Origin of the sequence: Methylocella silvestris BL2 (assembly GCF_000021745.1) — a bacterium.
Classification (GTDB): domain Bacteria; phylum Pseudomonadota; class Alphaproteobacteria; order Rhizobiales; family Beijerinckiaceae; genus Methylocapsa; species Methylocapsa silvestris.
This window is the reverse complement of the sequence record NC_011666.1, coordinates 3,069,502-3,089,952: the sequence shown is the minus strand read 5'-3', so window position 1 is coordinate 3,089,952 and position 20,451 is coordinate 3,069,502. Positions and strand designations below refer to the sequence as shown.

General features: G+C 62.5%; 19 protein-coding genes. 9 read left to right on the top strand and 10 right to left on the bottom strand.

Features of this window, described 5'->3' with window-relative positions:
- Positions 1-27 precede the first annotated feature (27 nt).
- Both MSIL_RS14300 and MSIL_RS14295 read left to right on the top strand, forming a co-directional pair.
- Positions 28-387 (top strand): ComEA family DNA-binding protein, encoded by a 360-nt coding sequence (locus MSIL_RS14300; RefSeq protein WP_012591798.1) that lies wholly within the window; start codon positions 28-30, stop codon positions 385-387.
- Positions 388-634: 247 nt separating this feature from the next.
- The gene (locus tag MSIL_RS14295; RefSeq protein ID WP_012591797.1) at positions 635-2,134 is read left to right on the top strand and encodes a phosphomannomutase/phosphoglucomutase; all 1,500 of its coding nucleotides are present in this window, start codon (positions 635-637) and stop codon (positions 2,132-2,134) included.
- A 57-nt stretch (positions 2,135-2,191) separates the two neighbouring features.
- Here MSIL_RS14295 and MSIL_RS14290 read toward each other — a convergent pair whose 3' ends face one another.
- Both MSIL_RS14290 and dgcA read right to left on the bottom strand, forming a co-directional pair.
- Positions 2,192-4,702, bottom strand: coding sequence for a glycosyl hydrolase family 28-related protein (locus MSIL_RS14290; protein ID WP_012591796.1), 2,511 nt, complete (start codon positions 4,700-4,702; stop codon positions 2,192-2,194).
- A 241-nt stretch (positions 4,703-4,943) separates the two neighbouring features.
- Positions 4,944-5,948 carry an N-acetyl-D-Glu racemase DgcA gene (gene dgcA, locus MSIL_RS14285; protein WP_012591795.1) on the bottom strand — a complete coding sequence of 335 codons (1,005 nt, stop codon included), beginning with the start codon at positions 5,946-5,948 and terminating at the stop codon, positions 4,944-4,946.
- Between dgcA and MSIL_RS22190 the strand changes: the two genes are divergently transcribed.
- The 5 genes from MSIL_RS22190 to MSIL_RS14265 all read left to right on the top strand — a co-directional run bounded on the left by MSIL_RS22190 (position 5,947) and on the right by MSIL_RS14265 (position 10,189).
- Positions 5,947-6,069 (top strand): hypothetical protein, encoded by a 123-nt coding sequence (locus MSIL_RS22190; protein ID WP_280110202.1) that lies wholly within the window; start codon positions 5,947-5,949, stop codon positions 6,067-6,069. The genes dgcA and MSIL_RS22190 overlap by 2 nt on opposite strands.
- Positions 6,070-6,124: 55 nt before the next feature.
- Positions 6,125-7,264 (top strand): ABC transporter permease, encoded by a 1,140-nt coding sequence (locus MSIL_RS14280; RefSeq protein WP_012591794.1) that lies wholly within the window; start codon positions 6,125-6,127, stop codon positions 7,262-7,264.
- Positions 7,265-7,375: 111 nt separating this feature from the next.
- Positions 7,376-8,149 carry an ABC transporter ATP-binding protein gene (locus MSIL_RS14275; protein ID WP_012591793.1) on the top strand — a complete coding sequence of 258 codons (774 nt, stop codon included), beginning with the start codon at positions 7,376-7,378 and terminating at the stop codon, positions 8,147-8,149.
- A gap of 179 nt (positions 8,150-8,328) precedes the next feature.
- Positions 8,329-9,402 carry an MlaD family protein gene (locus MSIL_RS14270; RefSeq protein ID WP_012591792.1) on the top strand — a complete coding sequence of 358 codons (1,074 nt, stop codon included), beginning with the start codon at positions 8,329-8,331 and terminating at the stop codon, positions 9,400-9,402.
- A 163-nt stretch (positions 9,403-9,565) separates the two neighbouring features.
- Positions 9,566-10,189 carry an ABC-type transport auxiliary lipoprotein family protein gene (locus MSIL_RS14265; RefSeq protein WP_012591791.1) on the top strand — a complete coding sequence of 208 codons (624 nt, stop codon included), beginning with the start codon at positions 9,566-9,568 and terminating at the stop codon, positions 10,187-10,189.
- Here MSIL_RS14265 and MSIL_RS14260 read toward each other — a convergent pair.
- Positions 10,186-10,938, bottom strand: a complete 753-nt coding sequence (locus MSIL_RS14260) for a zinc-binding alcohol dehydrogenase family protein (protein ID WP_425277118.1) — start codon at positions 10,936-10,938, stop codon at positions 10,186-10,188. The two genes, MSIL_RS14265 and MSIL_RS14260, sit on opposite strands and share 4 nt — an antisense overlap.
- The gene (locus MSIL_RS22360) at positions 10,853-11,215 is read right to left on the bottom strand and encodes an alcohol dehydrogenase catalytic domain-containing protein (RefSeq protein ID WP_425277103.1); all 363 of its coding nucleotides are present in this window, start codon (positions 11,213-11,215) and stop codon (positions 10,853-10,855) included. The genes MSIL_RS14260 and MSIL_RS22360 overlap by 86 nt, the downstream gene beginning before the upstream one ends.
- Before the next feature lie 86 nt (positions 11,216-11,301).
- On the opposite strand from MSIL_RS22360, the gene MSIL_RS14255 reads away from it, so the two are divergent.
- The gene (locus MSIL_RS14255; protein WP_012591790.1) at positions 11,302-11,685 is read left to right on the top strand and encodes a winged helix-turn-helix transcriptional regulator; all 384 of its coding nucleotides are present in this window, start codon (positions 11,302-11,304) and stop codon (positions 11,683-11,685) included.
- A 9-nt stretch (positions 11,686-11,694) separates the two neighbouring features.
- On the opposite strand, the gene MSIL_RS14250 is transcribed toward MSIL_RS14255, so the two are convergent.
- The 6 genes from MSIL_RS14250 to MSIL_RS14230 all read right to left on the bottom strand — a co-directional run bounded on the left by MSIL_RS14250 (position 11,695) and on the right by MSIL_RS14230 (position 19,733).
- Positions 11,695-12,876, bottom strand: coding sequence for a glycosyltransferase (locus MSIL_RS14250; protein WP_012591789.1), 1,182 nt, complete (start codon positions 12,874-12,876; stop codon positions 11,695-11,697).
- Positions 12,877-13,179: 303 nt separating this feature from the next.
- Positions 13,180-13,407 carry a hypothetical protein gene (locus MSIL_RS21400; RefSeq protein ID WP_148213099.1) on the bottom strand — a complete coding sequence of 76 codons (228 nt, stop codon included), beginning with the start codon at positions 13,405-13,407 and terminating at the stop codon, positions 13,180-13,182.
- Between the two features lie 86 nt (positions 13,408-13,493).
- Entirely contained in the window at positions 13,494-14,057 is a 564-nt protein-coding gene (gene grpE / locus MSIL_RS14245; protein ID WP_012591788.1) for a nucleotide exchange factor GrpE, read from the bottom strand.
- 120 nt (positions 14,058-14,177) lie between these two features.
- Positions 14,178-16,991, bottom strand: coding sequence for a [protein-PII] uridylyltransferase (locus MSIL_RS14240; protein ID WP_012591787.1), 2,814 nt, complete (start codon positions 16,989-16,991; stop codon positions 14,178-14,180).
- A gap of 127 nt (positions 16,992-17,118) precedes the next feature.
- Complete coding sequence (gene gshB / locus MSIL_RS14235) at positions 17,119-18,141, bottom strand: glutathione synthase (RefSeq protein ID WP_012591786.1); 1,023 nt, start codon at positions 18,139-18,141, stop codon at positions 17,119-17,121.
- A gap of 158 nt (positions 18,142-18,299) precedes the next feature.
- Positions 18,300-19,733 carry a TAXI family TRAP transporter solute-binding subunit gene (locus tag MSIL_RS14230; protein ID WP_244406139.1) on the bottom strand — a complete coding sequence of 478 codons (1,434 nt, stop codon included), beginning with the start codon at positions 19,731-19,733 and terminating at the stop codon, positions 18,300-18,302.
- A gap of 209 nt (positions 19,734-19,942) precedes the next feature.
- On the opposite strand from MSIL_RS14230, the gene MSIL_RS14225 reads away from it, so the two are divergent.
- Positions 19,943-20,305 (top strand): HdeA/HdeB family chaperone, encoded by a 363-nt coding sequence (locus MSIL_RS14225; protein ID WP_012591784.1) that lies wholly within the window; start codon positions 19,943-19,945, stop codon positions 20,303-20,305.
- Positions 20,306-20,451: the final 146 nt, after the last annotated feature.

Below are 20,451 nucleotides of genomic sequence, written 5' to 3'. Positions count from 1 at the left end.
CAATTACGCCCGCACGGGGGACTTTCCATGAACGCAAGCCGCAATTTGCTTTACGCTTTATTTTTCGCCGCCGCTGCCAGCCTGCCCGGAGCGGCCTATGCCCAGACCGCCGCGCCTGCGCCCTCGAGCGCAGCAAAACCCGCCGCCGCGCCGGCCAAACCGGCGGCGGCGCCCGCCAAGGCCGCGACTCCGGCCGCCGCGCTGCTGGACATTAATTCGGCGAGCGAGCCCGAGCTTCAGGCGCTGCCCGGCATTGGCGACAAGCGCGCCGCCGACATCATCAAGGGGCGGCCCTACAAGGGTAAGGACGAGCTGGTGCAGAAGAAGATTATCCCGCAGGGCGTGTACGACAAGATCAAAGGTCAGATCATCGCCAAGCAAAAATAGGCGCCGCGCATTTTCAGAAACCTTTTTTATCACGCCCGCCTGCAACCTTTGCGGGATATTCGGTAGCGTTCCTCCACCCCGGATCTCCGCCCGCGCAGGCGCCGCTCTTGCCGAGCGCGCCGGGCCTCGGCGTTCGGCTATAAGCGAAGGGGTCGTTCGCCGCATTCAACTGTCGTCGCAGCTGTGCTAATCGCCATTGCTTACGCAACGCCAGCCGCGCGCCCGCGCGGGCGAAAAGGATGACTTCATGTTTCCAAAGCCAGCGCCGCAGCTCTTTCCCAACACGCTCGCCTATGAGACGACGCCGATGGTGAAGCCGACCGGCTTTCGCGAATATGACGCGCGCTGGCTGTTCGAGAAGGAAATCAATCTGATGGGGGTCCAGGCGCTGGGCCTCGGGCTTGGGACGCTGCTGCGCGAGATGGGCGTCAAGCCGGAGCTCGTCACCGGCCACGACTTCCGCTCCTACTCGTCTTCGATAAAACTCGCCATGATCACGGGGCTGATGGCGGCCGGCGTGAAAGTGCATGACATCGGCCTCGCTCTGTCGCCGATGGCCTATTTCGCGCAGTTCGAACTTGACGTTCCCGCCGTCGCCATGGTCACGGCGTCGCATAATGACAATGGCTGGACCGGCGTGAAGATGGGCGCGCAGCGGCCGGTGACCTTCGGGCCGGACGAAATGGGCCGGCTGAAGGACATCGTGCTCGCCGGCGCCTATAGCTATGCCGATGGCGGCTCCTATCGCTTCGTCGCGGATTTTCCGGCCCGCTACGCCGCCGATCTGACAAACCGGCCGAAACTCAAGCGCAAGCTGAAAGTCGTCGCCGCCTGCGGCAATGGCACGGCGGGCGCCTTCGCCCCGGCGATTCTCGAACAGCTCGGCTGCGAGGTGATTCCGCTCGACGTCGAGCTCGACTTCAATTTCCCGCGCTACAATCCAAATCCCGAAGACCTTGAAATGCTGCACGCTATGGCGGCCAAAGTGCTGGAGACGGGCGCCGACGTCGGCCTTGGCTTTGACGGCGACGGCGATCGTTGCGGCGTCGTCGATGACAAGGGCGCGGAAATTTTCGCCGACAAGATCGGCGTGATGCTCGCGCGCGACCTCTCAAAGCTGCATCCCGGCGCGACATTTGTCGTCGACGTCAAATCGACCGGCCTGTTCGCCACCGACCCCGACCTCCTCAGCCGCGGCGTCAAGGCGGATTATTGGAAAACCGGCCATTCCTACATCAAGCGGCGCGTGAGCGACCTTGGCGCGCTCGCGGGTTTTGAAAAATCCGGTCATTTCTTCTTCAACGCGCCGGTCGGGCGCGGATACGACGATGGAATTTTGACCGCGATCCATGTCCTTGACATGCTCGACCGCAACCCCGGCAAGTCCATGTCGGAGCTCTACGGGGCGCTGCCGAAAACCTGGGGCTCGCCGACCATGTCGCCGCATTGCGACGACGAGACCAAATATGGCGTCGTCGAAAAGACGCTGGCCCGGCTTTCCGCCCTTGAGGCCGAAGGCGCGAAGCTGACGGGCCAGAAAATCAAGAGCCTCGTCACCGTCAACGGCGTCCGGGTCACCGTCGAGGACGGCACCTGGGGCCTCGTGCGCGCCTCCTCCAACAAGCCCGAACTCGTCGTCGTCGTCGAAAGCCCCGTCTCGGAAGCGCGCATGCGCGAAATGTTCCACGCGGTCGATGCCATCTTGCGGGAGAACCCCGAAGTCGGCGCCTATAATCAGACGATCTGACCCTGCCGTGGGGACAGCGCTCAACGCGCTATCCCCACCGCGGCGCCCTTGCCGGCGTCAATCCTTGCCGACAAGCGTTCGCGTCGAGGCCTGTTTGGTGCTGTTTGCGATCGTCGTGTCTTTCAGGATCGTGGAGACGAAGCCAGGGGAATTCGCCGCCTTTGCGTTCCAGATCGTCGTATCCATGGCTCCGGTGCTGAGGTTGTAGTTGACCGCGCAATTGGCGCAGCTGTTGCCCTGCCATACAGTTCCCCACATGGCCCCATTCCCTTCCTCGACATAGGCGCCGCCGCCCGGATTTTGATAAAAGGTCAGGTGATTGTAGCCTTCCCCGAATGTGTAGGGAAAGGTGCCGCTGCGCGCCGTGATCTGATTGTTGCGGGCCTCGGCGGCGAGCACGCTTTTGCCCCAGAATACATTCTGCGTCATCATGACGAAGCCAATCGAGACATATGACGGATAGTTGCCGTTGAGATTCTTCAGGACATTGCCGTTGATCTCAATATTGCGCGCGACATTAAAAAAGTTCCGTCCCGCGCGCTGATTGGCCTGCGACGGCAGGAGATAGATGCCGCCATTGTTGGTGAGCTGGTTGCCGATGACGGAGACGTTGAGAAAGACGCCATGATACATGGCGACCCCGATCGGATTTCCGACCATCGTGTTGTTGCGGATGATGGCGTTCTCATAGGACGGAGCGGAGATCGTGAAATGATCCCCCGCGGCCGGAACGACGTCGAAGGGCGGGTCGACTGTAAAGCTGTTGCCGTTCTGCGCGAAGATCTTGCGCCACTGACCGGCGCCGGCGCCGCTGACGATGACGACTTTCGAATTCGGGTAGGTTTTCCAGGCGCAGGCTCCAGAGCATTTCGAATCGTCGGCTATGGTCGCGGCGCTCGCCGTGGTGACGGTCCCGAAGTCCTCACGCGGCGAGCCGCCGCCGCCCTCGTTCAGAATGGTCTCGCCATCGCCCGCATTATATTGAATGACGCCGTCCGAGGTATCGAAGACATTGTTCTGAAACACGATATTTGTGCCGAAGTTCAGCGAGACCTGCCTTCCGCCGGCGGCCGTCCTCGATAGCACGTCGCCCAGCCTGATCGGCCTCACGATCCACGGCCAGGAGAGCTGGTCCGGCCCCGCGATCACCGTATCCGACGCGCTGCGCGTGAAGTGGTTGTTCTCAAAAATCGCGTTGACGAGATCCCCGAAGGCGTTCTGATTGCTCGCCCATCTGATCGTGTTGTTCTTGAGCGTCAGATTGGTGGCGTTGGTGATGAGCAGCGCCCCCGCTCCGCTGCCGTTCCAGGAGTTGATCGCCTGCTTGAATGTTGAATTGAGGATGGCGATGCGATCGCCCCTGAGGTTGATTGAAAATCCGGTGCCGAGATCCCATATCACTCGCTGGATGATGACCTTCGAGACCGGCTGCTGCCAGGTTCCAAGATTGGTCGTCGTGCTCGTCTTGTCCTGATTTTGCAAGGTGAGATCGACGAAGCCGGTCATCGACGCGCCTGCGCCGATGATGAACCCCGGCTTCGTCGCCGTGTAGATGATCTTCGTCGCCGACGCGCTCTGTCCCTGCAGCAGCACGTTGGACGTCAAACTGATGCTGGTGGAGCCGATATTATAGGTTCCCGCCGGCAAATAGACGACGCCGCCGTAACGCGCCGCCGCGTTGATCGCCCCCTGAATGGCCGGTCCGTCGTTTGTCTTTCCGTCGCCTTTGGCCAATGTCGCCAGAACGACGTCCGTTCGCACATTGAAGACATGATGGTCGGCGAGGTTCGTTCCCTTGACGCCGGCCTTGTAGCCGGGACCATCGGCAGTGACGAAATCATAGGCCCATGGCTGCCCGATCGCGAAGCGGTCCATGCCCGTGGCGTGGCCAAGCACGCTCGCCTCGCTCAAGGCGCTCGCATAGCCATTTGAAACCAGAACCTTATAGGCATGCCCGGCGACAACGCCGGTCGGCGTTACGTCGAGCATATAGGCGTTGCTCGCCGAAACGCCGACGACCGCCTTGATCTGCGCTCCCGTGCCGATGTCGACAAGCGTCGCCGTCGGCGCGAGCGTCCCTACCGAGAGGTTGCGGCCGAAGATACGAAAATGCGCGCCGGTCGCGATGTCGGGATTGTCGAAATGATGAGGCTGAGGCGTGTTGATGAGAACATGCGGGCTGGTCGCCGCGCCATTTGCAACCCACACCTCATAGACGTCGAAGGCCGCAGCCTTGGGAACCTCCACGACGACGGTTGCGTCGTCTGCTGTCTTGACGGGCAGCTCCGTCGTCGCCGTTAACCGGCTGGGCTTCAGATAAACCCGTGGGGCCGAACCGAAGCCTGATCCGGCAAGGCTGAAGACATCGCCGGGCTTTGCCGAGAACGGCTTGTTGATGATGATTGGCTTTGCGGCGGAGTCGGCCAGCGCGGCGCCGGGCGGATTGATGGACAGGCCGATGAGCATGGCGGCGATGGCGAGGCGGCGGCGTCCTCGTCTTGGCGGCCACGGCTCAAGCGCGTGCGCCCTTGGCAAGAAGCATGTATAGATCGATCCAATTCGCAGCATATTTGCCTCCAATGAACGACAAGTTTGACTAATATTTCGCAAGAGCAGAAATACGAGCCAACGTTCTGTTCAACGGACAGCAACATGGAGCAGATACGTTACGTCATGCTCTATTCGTAACGGGTATATTATTGAATATTATCTGCTAAATTGTGCGGGCGACGGTCCTTACGCTGCGGCGTGACGTAAAGGAAGGCCGCGCCAATCGACGTCGGAGCGATGCAGGCTCCGCAGCGCCGCCTTAGCCCCAGAGGGCGGCGGAGGCCGGCAGAATGACGGAGCCTTCATAGACGAGCGCGTGCTCCCGATCCCGGGCGAGCAGCAGGGGACCGTCGAGATCGACGAAGCGGGCGCGCGCAGCGGCGAGAAGCGCCGGGGCCATGGCGAGCGAAGTGCCAACCATGCAGCCGATGACGATTTGAAAGCCGAGCGCTTCCGCTTCCGCCGTCATCGCCAGCATTTCGGTGAGGCCGCCCGTCTTGTCGAGCTTTATATTGACAGCGTCATATCTTGCGCGCAGCGCTTCGAGACCTTGCCGCGCATGGACGCTCTCGTCGGCGCAAATGGGAATTCCGCTCGGTCGCCGCGTCAGCGCCGCGTCGCGTCCGGCCGGCAGCGGTTGCTCGATCAGCGCGACCCGCGCCGCCTCGCAGGCGGCGAAATGGGCGGCAAATTCCTCTTCGCTCCACGCCTCGTTGGCGTCGACGATCAGCGTCGCCGCGGGCGCCGCCGCGCGCACGGCCGCGATGCGGGCCGGATCTTCCGAACCGGCAAGCTTGATTTTGAGCAGGGGGCGCGCCGCGGCGTGCGCCGCAGCGGCGGCCATTTCCTCGGGCGCGCCGACTGAGATCGTATAAGCGGTGACGACTGGAGCCGGCGCGGCGAGCCCGGCGAGTTCGAAAGCGCGCCGCCTGCTGCGCTTGGCCGCAAGATCCCAAAGAGCGCAGTCGAGCGCATTGCGCGCCGCCCCCGGCGGCAAGAGCCGGCCAAGCGAGGCGCGGTCCGCCCCCTGTTCGATCTCGGGGCGCACGGCTTCGATCTGCGCCAGCACGCTGTCGACGCTTTCGCCGTAGCGGGCGTAGGGCACGCATTCGCCGCGGCCTCTTGCGCCGCCGTCGACGTCCTCGTCCGCGATCGTCGCGAGCACGACGACCGCTTCCGTCTTCTGCCCACGGGAAATGACGAATTTGCCGGCGATGGGATATTTTTCGACAGCGACGGAAAGTTTTGACGCGCGTTTTACCATGAGCGTTGATCGCAAAATCCGCGCCCCGGGGCAATTGCGGCCGGCGCTGGATATGTCGCAGGCCGCGCCGCCGGCCGCTGCTCGCCTCGACTTCGCCGCGGCTGACGGCTACATGCAATAGGATGCGGGCGTCCGCGTGGAGCTTGACGCTTGCAGCCTGACCCCTGGAGCTGACCTTGGACGTTGCGCAAGGCCCGACATTTTCGAGCGAACCCTCCGAAGAGGGCGTTCGCCTGAAACTCGCCGGCCATTGGACGCTTGACGCTTGCGCCGACATCGAGGAGGGCGCGCAGGCGCTGGTCGGCGCCGGCGCCGGCGCAAAGCACGCCATATTCGACCTTGCCGGCGTCCAGCGCATGGACACCGCCGGGGCCTGGCTGATCGACGGCGCGCGGCAGCAGCTCGACGCCAAAGGCGTTTCGGCCGATTTCGCCGGCGGCCGACCGGAAATCGACATTCTGCTCAAGGAAGCCCATTTCCGCAGCTTCGAACAGCCGCCCGGGCGCAAGGGCTTCTACATCGTGACGCTGCTGGCCGACGTCGGCGAAAGCGTCGTCGCCTCGGGGCGCGATATTTATCGCGGCGTCGAATTTCTGGGCGAGGTGGTCGCCTCGATCGGCAAGAGCGTCATCCAGCCGGCCCATTTCCGCGGCACGGCCCTGGTCGCCCAGATTGAGACGATCGCCTTGCGCGGCGTGCCGATCATTGTTCTCATCAATTTTCTCGTCGGGGCGATCGTCGCGCAGCAGGGCATTTTCCAGTTGCGGCGGTTCGGCGCGACGATCCTTGTCGTCGATCTCATCGGCATTCTGATCTTGCGCGAATTGGGCGTGCTGCTGACCGCGATCATGATCTCCGGCCGCTCCGGCTCGGCGATTACCGCCGAACTCGGCTCGATGAAGATGCGGGAGGAGATCGACGCGCTGGTCGTGATGGGGCTGCGCCCGATCGACGTCTTGATCGCGCCGCGCATCCTCGCCCTCATCCTGAGCCTGCCGCTGTTGACCTTCCTCGCCGACATGGCGGCGCTCGCCGGCGGCATACTCGTCTCCTGGCTCTATGGCGGCATCACGCCGAAAAGCTTCATCGCTTTGCTACCCGAGGCGATCGCGCTGCGCACCTTCCTCAGCGGCCTCATCAAGGCGCCCTTCATGGGGCTCATCATCGGCCTCATCGCCTGCATGGAGGGACTCGCCGTCGCGGGATCGGCCGAATCGCTCGGCCGCCAGGTGACGGCCTCGGTGGTGAAATCGATCTTCATGGTGATCGTCGTCGACGGGCTGTTCGCCGTCTTCTTCGCGACGATCCGGTTTTAGGCGGCCTGATGCAGACCTCGTCTTCGCCGCCCGCGCCGCAAGTCGCGCCTGCGCCAAAAAAGCGCAGCCGCGCCAATCCCCCGCGCCGCTGCGCCGGAGATCGCGATCAGCGTGCGCGGCCTTGTCGTCGGCTTTGGCGAAAAACTTGTTCTCGACGGGCTCGACCTCGATGTGCGGCGCGGCGAGATCCTGGGCTTCGTCGGCGGCTCCGGCACCGGAAAATCCGTGCTGACCCGGACCATTCTCGGCCTTATTCCGAAACGCGCTGGCAAAATCGAAGTGTTCGGCTCCGATCTCGACAAGGTCAGCCGCATCGAATTCGACGCGCTGGAGCGCCGCATCGGGGTGATGTTTCAGGGCGGCGCGCTGTTTTCGGCTCTTACGGTAAAGCAGAATGTGCAGGTGCCGATGCGCGAGCATCTGAACCTCTCGCGACGTCTCGCGGACGATCTCGCCATGCTCAAGATCGAGCTTGTCGGCCTGTCGCCGGACGCGGCGGACAAATTTCCGTCGGAATTGTCGGGCGGCATGATCAAGCGGGCGGCGCTGGCGCGTTCGCTCGCGCTCGATCCCGAGCTTTTGTTTCTCGACGAGCCGACCTCCGGCCTTGATCCGATCGGAGCGGCCGAATTTGACGATCTCATCACGACCCTGCAAAAGACTCTCGGGCTCACGGTCTTTATGGTGACGCATGATCTCGACAGCCTCTATTCGGTCTGCGATCGCATCGCCGCCCTCGCCGACAAAAGGGTGATCGAGACGGGGCCGATCGAGACAATGCTCGCATCGGAGCATCCCTGGCTCAGGGCCTATTTTCACGGCAAGCGGGCGCGCCAGCTCAGCGCGTCGACGATGCGGAAAACGGCGCAGGGGGATCGGCCATAGGCCGCTTTGCGCCCGCATGAAACCATTCGGTCGATAGAAATCGGCCCGGATTCAAAAGCTTGAGCGTTTTCCTATCGATCAGATTTAATCAATCTGATCGGAATATGCTCAAGGCCAGCGGGGCTCCGTCAGGTGGGCGATCCTCGGCGCGGCTTTAAGGAACAGGACAAGGCGTCTCGATGGAAACAAGAGCCAATTACGCTCTGATCGGCGGCTTCACCCTCGCGGTGGTGGCCGCCGCCTTCGCCTTCGTCCTGTGGTTCTCGGGCGGAGAGAAGGCCGGCGGCCAACACGTCTATAGGGTCGTCTTTACCGGATCGGTGTCGGGTCTCTTGCGCGGCGCGGCCGTCCTTTTCAACGGCGTCAGGGTCGGCGGCGTGACCAAGATCGACTTTGTTCCCGATAGTCCGGGAAAGGTCTACGCGCTGATCGAGATCGACGCCCGCGTGCCGATCCGGGTCGACACTAAGGCGCGGCTCGAGACCACCGGCCTCACCGGCGTCGCCAATGTCGCTCTCTCCGGTGGTTCCGAGGACGCCAAGACGCTCGAGCCCGGCCCCGACGGGGCGCCGCCCACAATCATCGCCGAACGTTCCGATTTCCAGGATCTGATCGAGAGCGCGCGCAAGATCGCCGGGCAAGCGACGGAGTTTCTTGACCGGACCAACAAGGTGCTCGACGAAAATTCCGGCTCGATCACCGCTTCGGTCAAGAATATCGAGAAGTTTTCCGACGCGCTCGCCGCCAATTCCGACGGCTTAAAGGATTTTCTCGGCTCCATGGCCGACGTCGGCCGCGCCATCAAGCCGCTGACCGCGCAGCTCGAAACGCTCGCCGATAACGCCAATAATGTGATCAAGGCGGTCGACCCGGCGCAGGTGAAGACGATCGTCTCCGACTTCGCCCAGATGTCTGGCAAGCTCAATTCCGCAGCCGATAAGGTCGACAGCGTGCTGACCAATCTGAACGGCTTCCTTGCGACCGGAGACAATAAGGGCGTGTTCGACGAGATCGCCGCGGCGGCGCGCTCGATCCGCAAGCTCGCAGACGACGTCAATGCGCGCTGGAAGGATATTGGCGGCAATCTCGCCCGCTTCAGCGGGTCGGGCCTGCGCCAATATGAAGCGTTGGCGACCGATGGGCGCAAGACGCTCGATCTGCTCAATCAGGCGATCCGCTCGATCGAGCAGAACCCGCAGCAATTCATCTTCGGCAAGAAGCAGCAGATTCCGGACTACCCGGGCCTGCGCTAGAGAGCCGATGCGTTCTGAACTGAATCGCCGTCCACTCTTGACCGTTTAGTTTGGGCGCATAATCTTGTCGAAAAAGTCTGCAACTTTTTCGGATCATGCTCTAATCATCCATCCTGCTGACGCCCTTTTATATAAGGCCTCTCTTTGTTCCGCCGATGGATGCATGATCTTCTTTGAGCCGGGCGCGCTCCGCCAAACCGCTTCGCGTCTCGCCGCCCTGCGTCCGGGGCGGCTGATGATCGTCTTTGCGTCGGCGGGAATTTTGGCGGCCTGCGCCTCCGCGCCGCCGGCGACCTTCGATCTCGACGCCGCTCCGACCGGTTTTTCAGCGAAGCAGGCGCGCCGGGCCCAGATCGCCATCGCCGCCCCCTCCGCCCTGCCTCCGGTCGATTCCAACCGGATCGTCGTTCGCGTCGGCGAGGATCAGATCGCCTTGCTGGCCGGCGCCGCCTGGTCCAACCAGCTGCCCGCGCTGTTGCAGGCAAAACTCATCGCGAGTTTTCAGAACGCCAGCCTGATCCGCGCCGTAGTCTCGCCCGGAATGCCGGCCGATTACGAATTGCGCAGCCAGATTCGCAGCTTCGAATATGTGGCGGGCCGCGGCGCGGTCTTCGTCGAAATCTCGGCGCAGATCGTTGGCGGCGCGGGCCGCATTGTGGCAGGAAAGATTTTTTCCGCGACCGCCCCGGCGCCCGCCAATGACGGCGCGACGGTCGTCGCCGCGCTGAACGCCGCGACGGCCGACGTCATGCGCCAGATCGTGCGTTGGACCGCGCCGCAGATTTAGGACGCAGCCTCGCCAAATCCCTCGAGCACGATCTTGCCGCGGGAGGAGCCGCTCTCAAGGAGCTTATGCGCGCGTTTGAGGTTTTTCGCGTTGATCGCGCCAAACGTCTCGGCAAGCGTGGTGCGCAAGGCGCCCTGATCGACAAGCCGCGAAACCTCGTTCAGCAGCGCGCCCTGCGCCGCCATGTCGGGCGTTGCGAAGGTCGAGCGTGTGAACATCGACTCCCAATGGATCGAAACGCTCTTGCTTTTGAAGGGATTGACGTCGATCGCAGCAGGATCGTCGATGAGGCAGAAGCGGCCCTGCGGCGCGATCAGCTGCACGATCTCGGCGAGATGAGCCTCGGTGTTGGTCGTCGAGAACACAAAAGGCGGCGCGCCAAGACCCAACGCCGCGACTTCGGCCGCGATCGGCTTGCGATGATCGACGACGTGATGCGCGCCAAGTTCAAGCGCAAAGGCCCGGGTCTCGGGCCGCGAAGCTGTGGCGATGACGGTCAGACCGGTGAGCTTCCGCGCCAGCTGCACAGCAATCGACCCAACGCCGCCGGCGCCGCCGATGATGAGGATCGCCGGCGCCTCGCCCGTGACCGGTTCCTTTGCCCGCAGCCGATCGAAAAGCGCCTCGAAGGCGGTGATCGAAGTCAGCGGCAAAGCGGCGGCTTCAGCAAAGCTGAGCGAAGCGGGCTTGCGCCCGACCAGCCGTTCGTCGACGACATGAAGCTCCGCATTGGTCCCCTGCCGCCCGATCGCGCCGGCGTAAAAAAACCGCGTCGCCCGGCTTGAACAGGCTTGCGTCGGGGCCCGTCGCGACGACGATTCCAGCGGCGTCGAATCCCAGAATTTTCCAGGCGCCGACTTCGGGCGCGGCGTGGCGCCGGACTTTCGTGTCGACAGGGTTGACGGATATTGCCTTCACGGCGACGAGAAGATCGCGCCCGAAAGGTTCAGGATCATCGACCTCAATGTCAACGAGAGCCTCGTCTTCGTCGATTGGCAGGGATTTCTGATAGCCGACGGCGCGCATCTTCATCCTCCTACGCACTTCTGGTAGGAAATGACGCGTATAAGCAATGTCTGCAAGAACGCACATAAAGAGCCGATAGTGTTGAAATGGATACCATTACGCCGCGTAGCCGCCACAAAAGGCTCGATTGCAGCCCCGGCTGCGCGGTGGAGGCCACGCTCGGCTTCATCAACGGCAAGTGGAAAGGCGTGGTGCTGTTTCACCTGTTCGAAGGCGTATTGCGGTTCAATGAGATCCGGCGCCGGCTGCCGAATGTGACGCAGCGGATGCTGACGAATCAATTGCGCGAGCTTGAGGCAGACGGGCTCATTTCGCGGAAAATCTATCCGGAAGTGCCGCCCAAAGTGGAATACAGCCTGACCGCCCGCGGCCGCAGCCTCGAACCGGTCATCATGGCGCTGAAGGCCTGGGGCGACGCAAATGTCGATCTCGCGCCAGGCCGCGTCGCGCCGGCAGAAGCGGAGGCGTGACGTCTTCCCTTAAAGCCGATCCGCGATCGAGGTTTTCGGCGGCTCATTGATTGGCGCGAGGCCTTCGGCGAAATCGCCCGTCAGATCGACGATCGCCTGCGCGAAACGCGAGGCGTCGCCAAGGGTCGAAAAGGGCGCCGTTGCGATCGCCATCCGCCGCCACAGCGCTTCGTCGCTATCGATCAGGCCCATGAAATAGGCGAGTCCCTCCGGATTGTCAGGCTCGATCACGAAGCCATTGACGCCGCTGCGCACCAGCAGATCGCGCGCGCCGCAATTTTCCGAAACGATGACCGGCAGCCCCATCGCCTGCGCCTCGATCACCACATTGCCGAATTGCTCCTGCGTGCTCGGCAAGATCAGCGCGAGCGTCTTGCCAAGGATCGGGCAGACTTCATCGATCTGCAGAAAGCCGCGAAAGATCACGCTGTCCGAGAGGCCGAGCCGGGCGGCTTCATCGCGCAATTCGGCATCGAGCGGGCCCGAACCGCAAATATGCAGTTGGCGCGGATGCGCCGCTCCAGCGCGATACAGCGCGTAGGCGTTAAGCGCCATGGAAAGGTTTTTCTTCGGCACCATACGCGAGACGATGGTGAAATGGCGCGCTGCGAAAGGGGGACCATCCGGCGCCCGGTCGACGCCGGAAAGCCTCCTGATCCGATCAGTCGACAGCGTGTCGTAATTGAGGACGATTCGTTTTTCCGGAAGGCCCAGGAAACGGAAGTAATCGGCGGCCCGCGTGCCCGACGCGACCGCCCCCGTATAGGGCAGATAGAAAATTTTCTTGATAAGTTCGCGCCCGACGTAGCGGCGATAGTCGTCGTACTTCGAATCATTCATCACGAAGACCCGGCTTCCGGTCAGCCGCAGCAGCGCCGCCGTTAGGAAGATCGAGGGCGACTCATAGTGGCAGAAAAAGAAATCCGCCCGGCGCAAGGCGAAACAGGTTCGCGCCAGAGTGTAAAACTTTCGCAGGAAGGAAACTTCGTCAATCTTCTTGCCGTGAAACAGCGTCTTCTTTTCGAATTTTGTGCCGGATTCGGAGTTCCATTCATAAACTTGGCTGTTTCCACCAAGTTCAAGCCCGATGACTTTCCGCCCCCCGCCGACTCGCGACGCCACGGCGTCGCAGCGATCGGAGTGGATGGGACCGAAATTTTCCCAGACGAATACGATGGACGCCATGGTCATCTATGCATCGCCAAATCCATTTGCCATCGTCGGGTATCCAACACAGCGGCCGACCCTGTGCAAGAACCATTCTGGGCGCGGTGGCCCACGGCATCCTTTTTCCGTCACATCGCGGCGCGCGCTTTTTTGCCATTTGCAGCGTGCGCTCAACGCGCCCCGTCGACCAGCGATCGAAGACGAAACAATCCGGGCGCCTTTAATTATCAAGGCAACCGTCTGGTTCCAATCGCTCTATCGCCAGGCGCCATCATTGCCCGCTAAAGTTGCCGACATTCGACAAGAGCAGCCGCCGACCCGCCGAGGTCACGACGCTATGGCCCCAGCAAGCTCGGTATCCGCAAATTTATACTTTTCAGATGCTTTGCCGAAAACGGGAACGGCGTCAATACACCACGCTCCTGCCGTCGCGACAGCGGCTTCGCGGCCAGCAAAGACGCGAAACTGTGAAATCGCATGAAAAAGGCCGAAATCACAATTTCGGATGACCAAATCCTCGCGAGCGACAGAAAACCCCGCAAATTCTTGACGCAAATCGGGCTCACGGCACCTTTGGGACGTGGCGGAGCCTCATTCAATTTGGCGAGAGAACGCGGCCCACACGCGCTGATTGAAACGATTTATCCTTTTGGACCGCCGCGCGACACGCCGACTTTCGCCGGACGAAGCACCCGCTCGCCGATCACATAGCCAGGCTCGATCACTTGCGTCACCGTTCCGTTCGGCACGGATTCGTCGGGCTGCTCGAACAGGGCCTCATGCAGATTGGGGTCGAATTTCTGGCCGGCAGGGTCAATCTTCTTGACGCCGAAACGTTCGAGGCGGGAGGCGAAGTCGCGCTCGGTCAGCTGCAAGCCCTCGATCAGGGTCTGCACCGCCGGCTCGGCCTTTGCCCGCGCCTCGGCCGGAACATTGGCGAGCGCGCGATGCAAATTGTCGGCGAAGGTCAGCATGTCGCGCGCAAAAGAGGTGACGCCATAGGTTTTCGCGTCGGCCACCTCCTTCTCGGTGCGGCGGCGCAAGTTTTCCATGTCGGCGAGCGTGCGCAGGAGCTTATCCTTGAGGCTCGTATTCTCGGCCTGAAGGTTCTCGAGCACGACGAAGGGATCTGGCTCCTGAGACGGCGCGCCCTGAGGCGTGTCTGCTTCGTCGGGACCGTTTTCCGCATTTTTAAGATCGTTCATGGCTCATTCTTTTGAAGCTTAAGGCAGTTCGGATATCAGTTCTGCGCGCGCAAAAATCAAGCTTTTCGCGGCGCGAAGGTTTTTCCGGGAACAGCAACCGAGCTTTCGCGACTAAATGCGCTATTTGCGAGCAGATTTTGGCGCAGACTCGCCTTTAGGTTGGTCGAATATATGAAGGATCTTGCGCCGCACCGCCTCTTGCCGCACCGGCTCGGTGATCTTCGTCCCCTCATTGTCCGACACATAGAACACGTCGGCGGCTTTCTCGCCGAAGGTCGCGATATGCGCCGAGCCGATATTGAGGTCGAGCTCCGAAATCGCCGTCGTCAGATCGAATAGAAGGCCCGGCCGGTCGAGGCCGGATACCTCCACGACGGTAAATCGGTTCGAAAGCGAATTGTCGAGCGTGACCTCTGGATGCACCTTGAAGGTCTTTTGCCGCGCTCCGGCCGAACCGACGCGGGCGGCGACCATATCCGTCAAAGTAATTTCCCCGGCGAGCGCATTTTCGACCGCGAAGGCGATGCGGCTCGCGCGGCGCAGCTCGTCCTCGTCGAAATCGAACTCCCGCGACACGACGATGGTGTCGAGCGCCATGCCGTCGGTCGTCGTGAACACCTGCGCGTCGACGATATTGGCGGAAGAGGCGGCGCAGGCGCCGGCGATGATCGACAGGAGATGCGGCGAATCCGGAGCGATCACGGTCAGTTCGGTGACCCCGCGCAACGGCTCGATGTCGATGTGCGTGACCGGCGCGCGCATCTCGACTTCCGTCATATTCAGCAGCTTGGCGTGCAGGATCTGCTGGTCAAGGTCGGCCTTGAGCCAATAGGCTGGCGGATGGCGCTGGGCATAGGCCTCGAAATCGAGATCCGACCAATTCGGCAGGCCGCGCCGCAGCTCAAGCTGCGCCTGGGCGACCCTGCGCCTGCGGTCGATCGTCGAATGACCGCCCGCGAGCACCATCTCGGTTTCCCAATAGAGGGTCCGCATCAGCTCCGCCTTCCAATGGTTCCAGACGCCGGGGCCGACCGCCCTGATGTCGCAAACCGTCAGGACGAACAGCATTTTCAGCCGCTCGAGCGTCTGCACCTTTTTCGCGAAGGTCACGATCGTCTGCCGGTCGCCAAGATCGCGGCGCTGCGCCGTGTCGGACATGACGAGATGGTTCTCGATCAGCCAGGCGACGGTCTCCGTCTCGGCGTCGCTCAGGCCGAGCCGCGGACAGACCTCGCGCGCAACCCGCGCCCCCGCGATGGAATGATCCTCGACGCGGCCTTTGGCGATATCGTGCAGGAACGAGGCGACGATCAGGGCGGTCCGGTTGCTGATCGTCTGCAAGATCTCGCTCGCCAGCGGGTGCTCGCCGGAATAGCGGTTCTGCTCCATGTCGGCGAGGTTGCCGACCGTGCGCAGGAGATGCTCGTCCACCGTGTAATGATGGTACATGTTGAACTGCATCAAAGCGACGATCCGGCCGAAATCCGGCACGAAGCGGCCAAGCACGCCCGCCTCATTCATGAGACGCAGCACGATCTCCGGCGTATTGCGCGACGTCAGAATGTCGAGAAACAGCAGATTGGCTTCCGGGTCGGCGCGAAGCTTGGCGTCGATGCGCTTCAGCGAGCGCGTCACGAGACGCGTTGCGTCCGGGTGAATGGCGAGCCCGTTGCGGTCGGCGACCCAGAACAGCTTGATGAGGTTGACCGGATTGGCTTCGAAGGCGTCGAGCCCGGCGACGGTGATGCGGCCGTTCTCGATGGCGAAATCGCCCGCCGCGATGGAGGCGGGCGGCGGCAGGAACGGGCCGAAACGGTCGAGCATGGCCATTGGCTTGGCCTGGCGCTCCTCAAGCGCGGCGCAGACGATGGCGGTGAGGTCGCCGACATCCTTGGCGATCAGGAAATAATGCTTCATGAACCGCTCGACGCTGGCGAGGCCAACGCGCTCGGAATAGCCGAGCCGCGAGGCGATCGGCAGCTGCAGGTCGAAGCTCAGCCGCTCCTCGGCGCGCCCTGTCATGAAATGAAGGTGGCAGCGCACCCGCCAGAGAAAGTCCTCGCAGCGACAGAACAGGCGATATTCCGCCTTGGAGAATAGGCCGGCGGCGACGAGCTCGGACGCCTCGCGCACCTCGTAGACATATTTCGCGATCCAGAACAGCGTGTTGAGGTCGCGCAGCCCGCCCTTGCCGTCCTTGACGTTGGGCTCGACGAGATAGCGCGAGCGGCCGGCCCGGGCGATGCGCGCGTCGCGCTCGGCGAGCTTGGCGGCGACGAATTCGGCGCCGGAGCCATGCACGATCTCGCGCTCGAACCGCGTCCGCATGGTCTCGAACAGCTTGGCGTCGCCCATCAGCATGCGCGCTTCAAGGAGCGCGGTCCGCACGGTGAAATCGGCCAGAGCCTCCTCGAGACATTCCTCGATGGAGCGGACCGAATGGCCGACCTTCTGTCCGAGATCCCATAATAAATAGAGGGTCGACTGAACGATTGCCTGGCAGCGCTCGCCCGGCTCCTTGTCCAGAAGGAAAAGCAGATCGATATCGGAGCCTGGCGCGAGGGTCGATCGGCCATAGCCGCCAACCGCTGCGATCGCGAACGGCTTTTCGGGCGCGCCCGCAATCGGCGGATGAAGATAGGTCACGACATAATGAAAGATCGCGGCGATCAGCTCGTCTTCAATATGGGCGAGCTGCCCGGCGCAGGCGAGGCCCCGCCCATTGGCCTCGAGCGCCGCGCGGGCGCGGGCGCGCCCGCGGTCGAGCGCCGCGCGCAGGATCGAAAGCACCGCGGCGCGCGGCGATTCCCCGGCGCGCTGCCCGTCCGTATGGAGCGCCGCGATCTCGGCGCGGACGCCGGCGCGATCGAACAGCGAACTCTGCGGCGGGGCGGACGCGCGGCGCCGCTTCGTTGGGGAAATCGTCTCAAGCATGCCGTCAAACATTCCGACTAGATCACATTCGTGCTTTTCAATCGACCCGATCCGAAAACAGGAACGTCATCGTTTCCAGCTATTCAGACCACGATATAGGTCCAGAAAGTCTCCGCATCTATTGGCGTCATGCTCTAGAAGCGGCCCTATCTTCGCCGGAGCCCCGCGCGCCGTCGCCGCCCACATGGGAGGAGACTATATTGATTTTTTCGTTCCGTCTCGCCTCGATCGCGTCCCATGCCGCAATCGCGAGATCCGGCCCGCCGACGCGCCTGATCGCCCGGACGCCGGTTGGCGAGGTGACATTAATTTCGGTCAGATTTCCGTCGATAACATCGATTCCAACGATAATCAGGCCAAGCCGTTTGAGTTCCGGCCCGATCGCCGCGCAGATGTCGCGCTCGCGGGGCGTGAATTCCGTCGCCGCCGCGGCGCCGCCGCGCACCATATTGGAGCGGATGTCGTTTTCAGCCGGCACGCGATTGACGGCGCCAAGCGCGACCCCATCGATCAGGATGATACGCTTGTCGCCGCGGCTCACGGCGGGAAGGAACTGCTGCACGACCCAGGGCTCGCGGAAGGTCGTTGCGAACAGATCGAACAGCGAGCCGAAATTCGGATCCTTTCGCGCGACCTTGAAGACGGCGGACCCGCCATGCCCGTAAAGCGGCTTCATCACCACCTCGCCATTCGCCTCGCGGAACTCCTCGATGGTTTTCTTGTCGCGCGAGATCAGCGTTTTCGGCATCAATTCGGGGAATTTCATGACGAACAGCTTTTCAGGGGCGTTCCTCACGCTCGCCGGATCATTGACGACGAGGACATGCGGCGGCAGCATTTCGAGGAGATGAGTCGAGGTGATATAGGCGAGATCGAACGGCGGATCCTGCCGCAGCAGCACCACGTCGACGCCGGCAAGATCGACAGGCTTTTCCGCGCCAAGCGTGAAATGGTCCCCGGCAATATCCCTGACCACAATTTCGCAGGCCAGCGCGAGGACGCGTCCGTCCGAGAAGGACAGCCTGTCCGGCGTGTAATAAATCAGGCGATGGCCGCGCGCTTGCGCCTCCAGCATCAGGGCGAAGGTCGTGTCGCCGGCGATATTGACCTTTTCGATCGGGTCCATCTGGACGGCGACGGTAAGCGGCATGGGTCTCTTCTTTCTAGGGCGCAATCAGATCGCGATAAAAAACATTCAACGTCTGCCCGGCGCTTAAGGCCTTTTCGCAGAGGACGCGTCTTCCGCACAAGGCGTCGGCGCGGGTCCGGCGTCAAGCCGCGACCTGCGGCGCGGCAGCGGAGATAACCCTACCCCGCCAGCGCGGAGGGCGGCTCCGTCTCCCGCCGCGGCGCGGAGCCCCCATCATCCCCCGGCGCCTGCGCAGACCCCTTGCCGCCCTCGCGCAGGATCGAGCGTTGCTGCCGGTCGATTGCATAGCGGGCATGCGCGAGGCCGACCGAAAAAGCGCCGCCTTCGGCGCCAGAATTAGTCCTGACGAACCAGGCGACAATGCCGTCCAGCTCCGTTTCGAGCTTTTCGAGTTGGCCGAGATCGCGCGTGCGCAACGCCTCGTCGGCGACGCCGATCAGGCGATCGATCCGCGCCATCTCCTCGTGCGATTTGCGGCGGGAGAACCGGCTGATGGCGAGCGCGATGACCGAGCCGACTGCGCTCAGCGCCATGCCGCCCATGTAAAAATAATCCTGGAACTTGTCGAAAAAGCTTTGCTCGCCGTTCTCCAGATAGGAGGCGACGCCGGGATGCACGGGCAAAATGGGATTTTTGTCGTCGGTGTCCGGGGCCTCGATCTGCGCCGCGAGCGGCGACACCTGCATCAGCCTGGTCTTGGCGGTGAAAAGCGATTGGGCGATCGCGCCGGCGACGATATCGAACATCGAATTTGGCGCGGCGAGCCGGTAGGTTACGGCGAGCGCCGTCACGGTATCGTCCGGCGTCGGCGGCCGGCCCTTGAAGGCCCCGGCGGGGACGTCGATCGATTCGAAGGCTGGAAAGCGCTTGTTGATCGCGTCCGCCTCATCGACGGCGAGGATTTTCGGGGCCCCTCTCGTCGCCGCTTTGATCGCGGCGACGACATCGACGACCTCGCCCGGTCCGATCGGCCCGATCGCCAGCGCTGCACCGATGCGCTTGTCCGCGACCGCATGGCCTATTTCGTCCAGCGGCAGCACGACGCGCCGCACGCTTTGCGCTGGTATGTCGTAAAAGCTCAGAATGACGTCGAGAGCCGCCGAATTATAGGCCTGCAGCGGACCCTCGACGAGGCCGATGGTTTTGCCGGCGAGATCCGGTATTTTCTCGATTGGCGATTTGGCCGGCGTCACGATCGCGACGACGTCGCGGCGCAAAATGGCGATCGTCGCGCCATTTGCGGGGACGGCCGCGTCCGAACGGATAATCGCAAGATCTGCCTTATGGGTCTCGATCGCTTGGGCGCTCGCCGTCAGATCCGGCGTCGCCACCGGCTTGACGACAAGGCGGGGGTGCTGTTGCGAGAGCGTCGCCGCAAACGAATCGATCAACCGATGGGCGGGGCTGCCCGGCAGGCCCTCGGCAATGCGCAAGGTCGCATGCGGCGAAACAAAGCGGACGATGGCGAGGCTGGCCGCGGCGATCAGCAAAATAGCGGCGACCGTCAGCAACGCAGGACGCAATGGCTTTGGCCTCTGTTCCGCCGTCAGGCCGATCCGGCCAGGTCCAACGCCAACGAGCGCGATCTTCACCACTGCGCCGCGGCGGGCTCGCATTCTTTAGCGGGCGATTATGGACAATTCCATCAAGTTGTATTCGATCCACAGAATAAACGTCGCGGAGCCTGTCTAAAGCCTGGCCTTCAAAGTAGAAGTCTTGGCGTCCAATCGGCGCAAGACCCACAGCGGCCTGGACGCGGATATTGTAAACAGCCTGTCACGGCAAAAAAATCGGAGGAAAAATGCAACGGACCCTGCTCGCGGCCGCCACACTCGCAACGTGTCTTGCCGCGCCCGCCAGCGCGCAGGTGGCGACGCCGCTCAGCGCCTATGCCGACAAGGATGGCTACCTCGACGTCCAGACGCTCACTTGCGCGCAGCTTGCCGGCACCTATCAGGAAGACGCGAACTACCTCACCGCCTGGTATAGCGGATGGTACAATGGCCTCGCCAAGAAGCATTTCGCCAATATTCCGCGCAGCAAGGAAGCGGAGCATGAAACGATCGTCTATTGCAAGACGCACCCCGAGAAGACCGTCATCGAGGCGATCGGACTGGTCATCAAAGAATTCCGTGAAAAGAACGGCATCGAGATCAGTAAGTAAGAACGCCGCGGCCCAGCGCTGGCCACAACCTTTGGCTGCATCCCGGCCGGCGCGCAAGCGCCGCCGTGGCTGTAGCAGAATTGTAACGCATTGCGCAAATCATACAATCGCGCTTCGACTTGGAGTTATTTGCCTCGACTGACGCA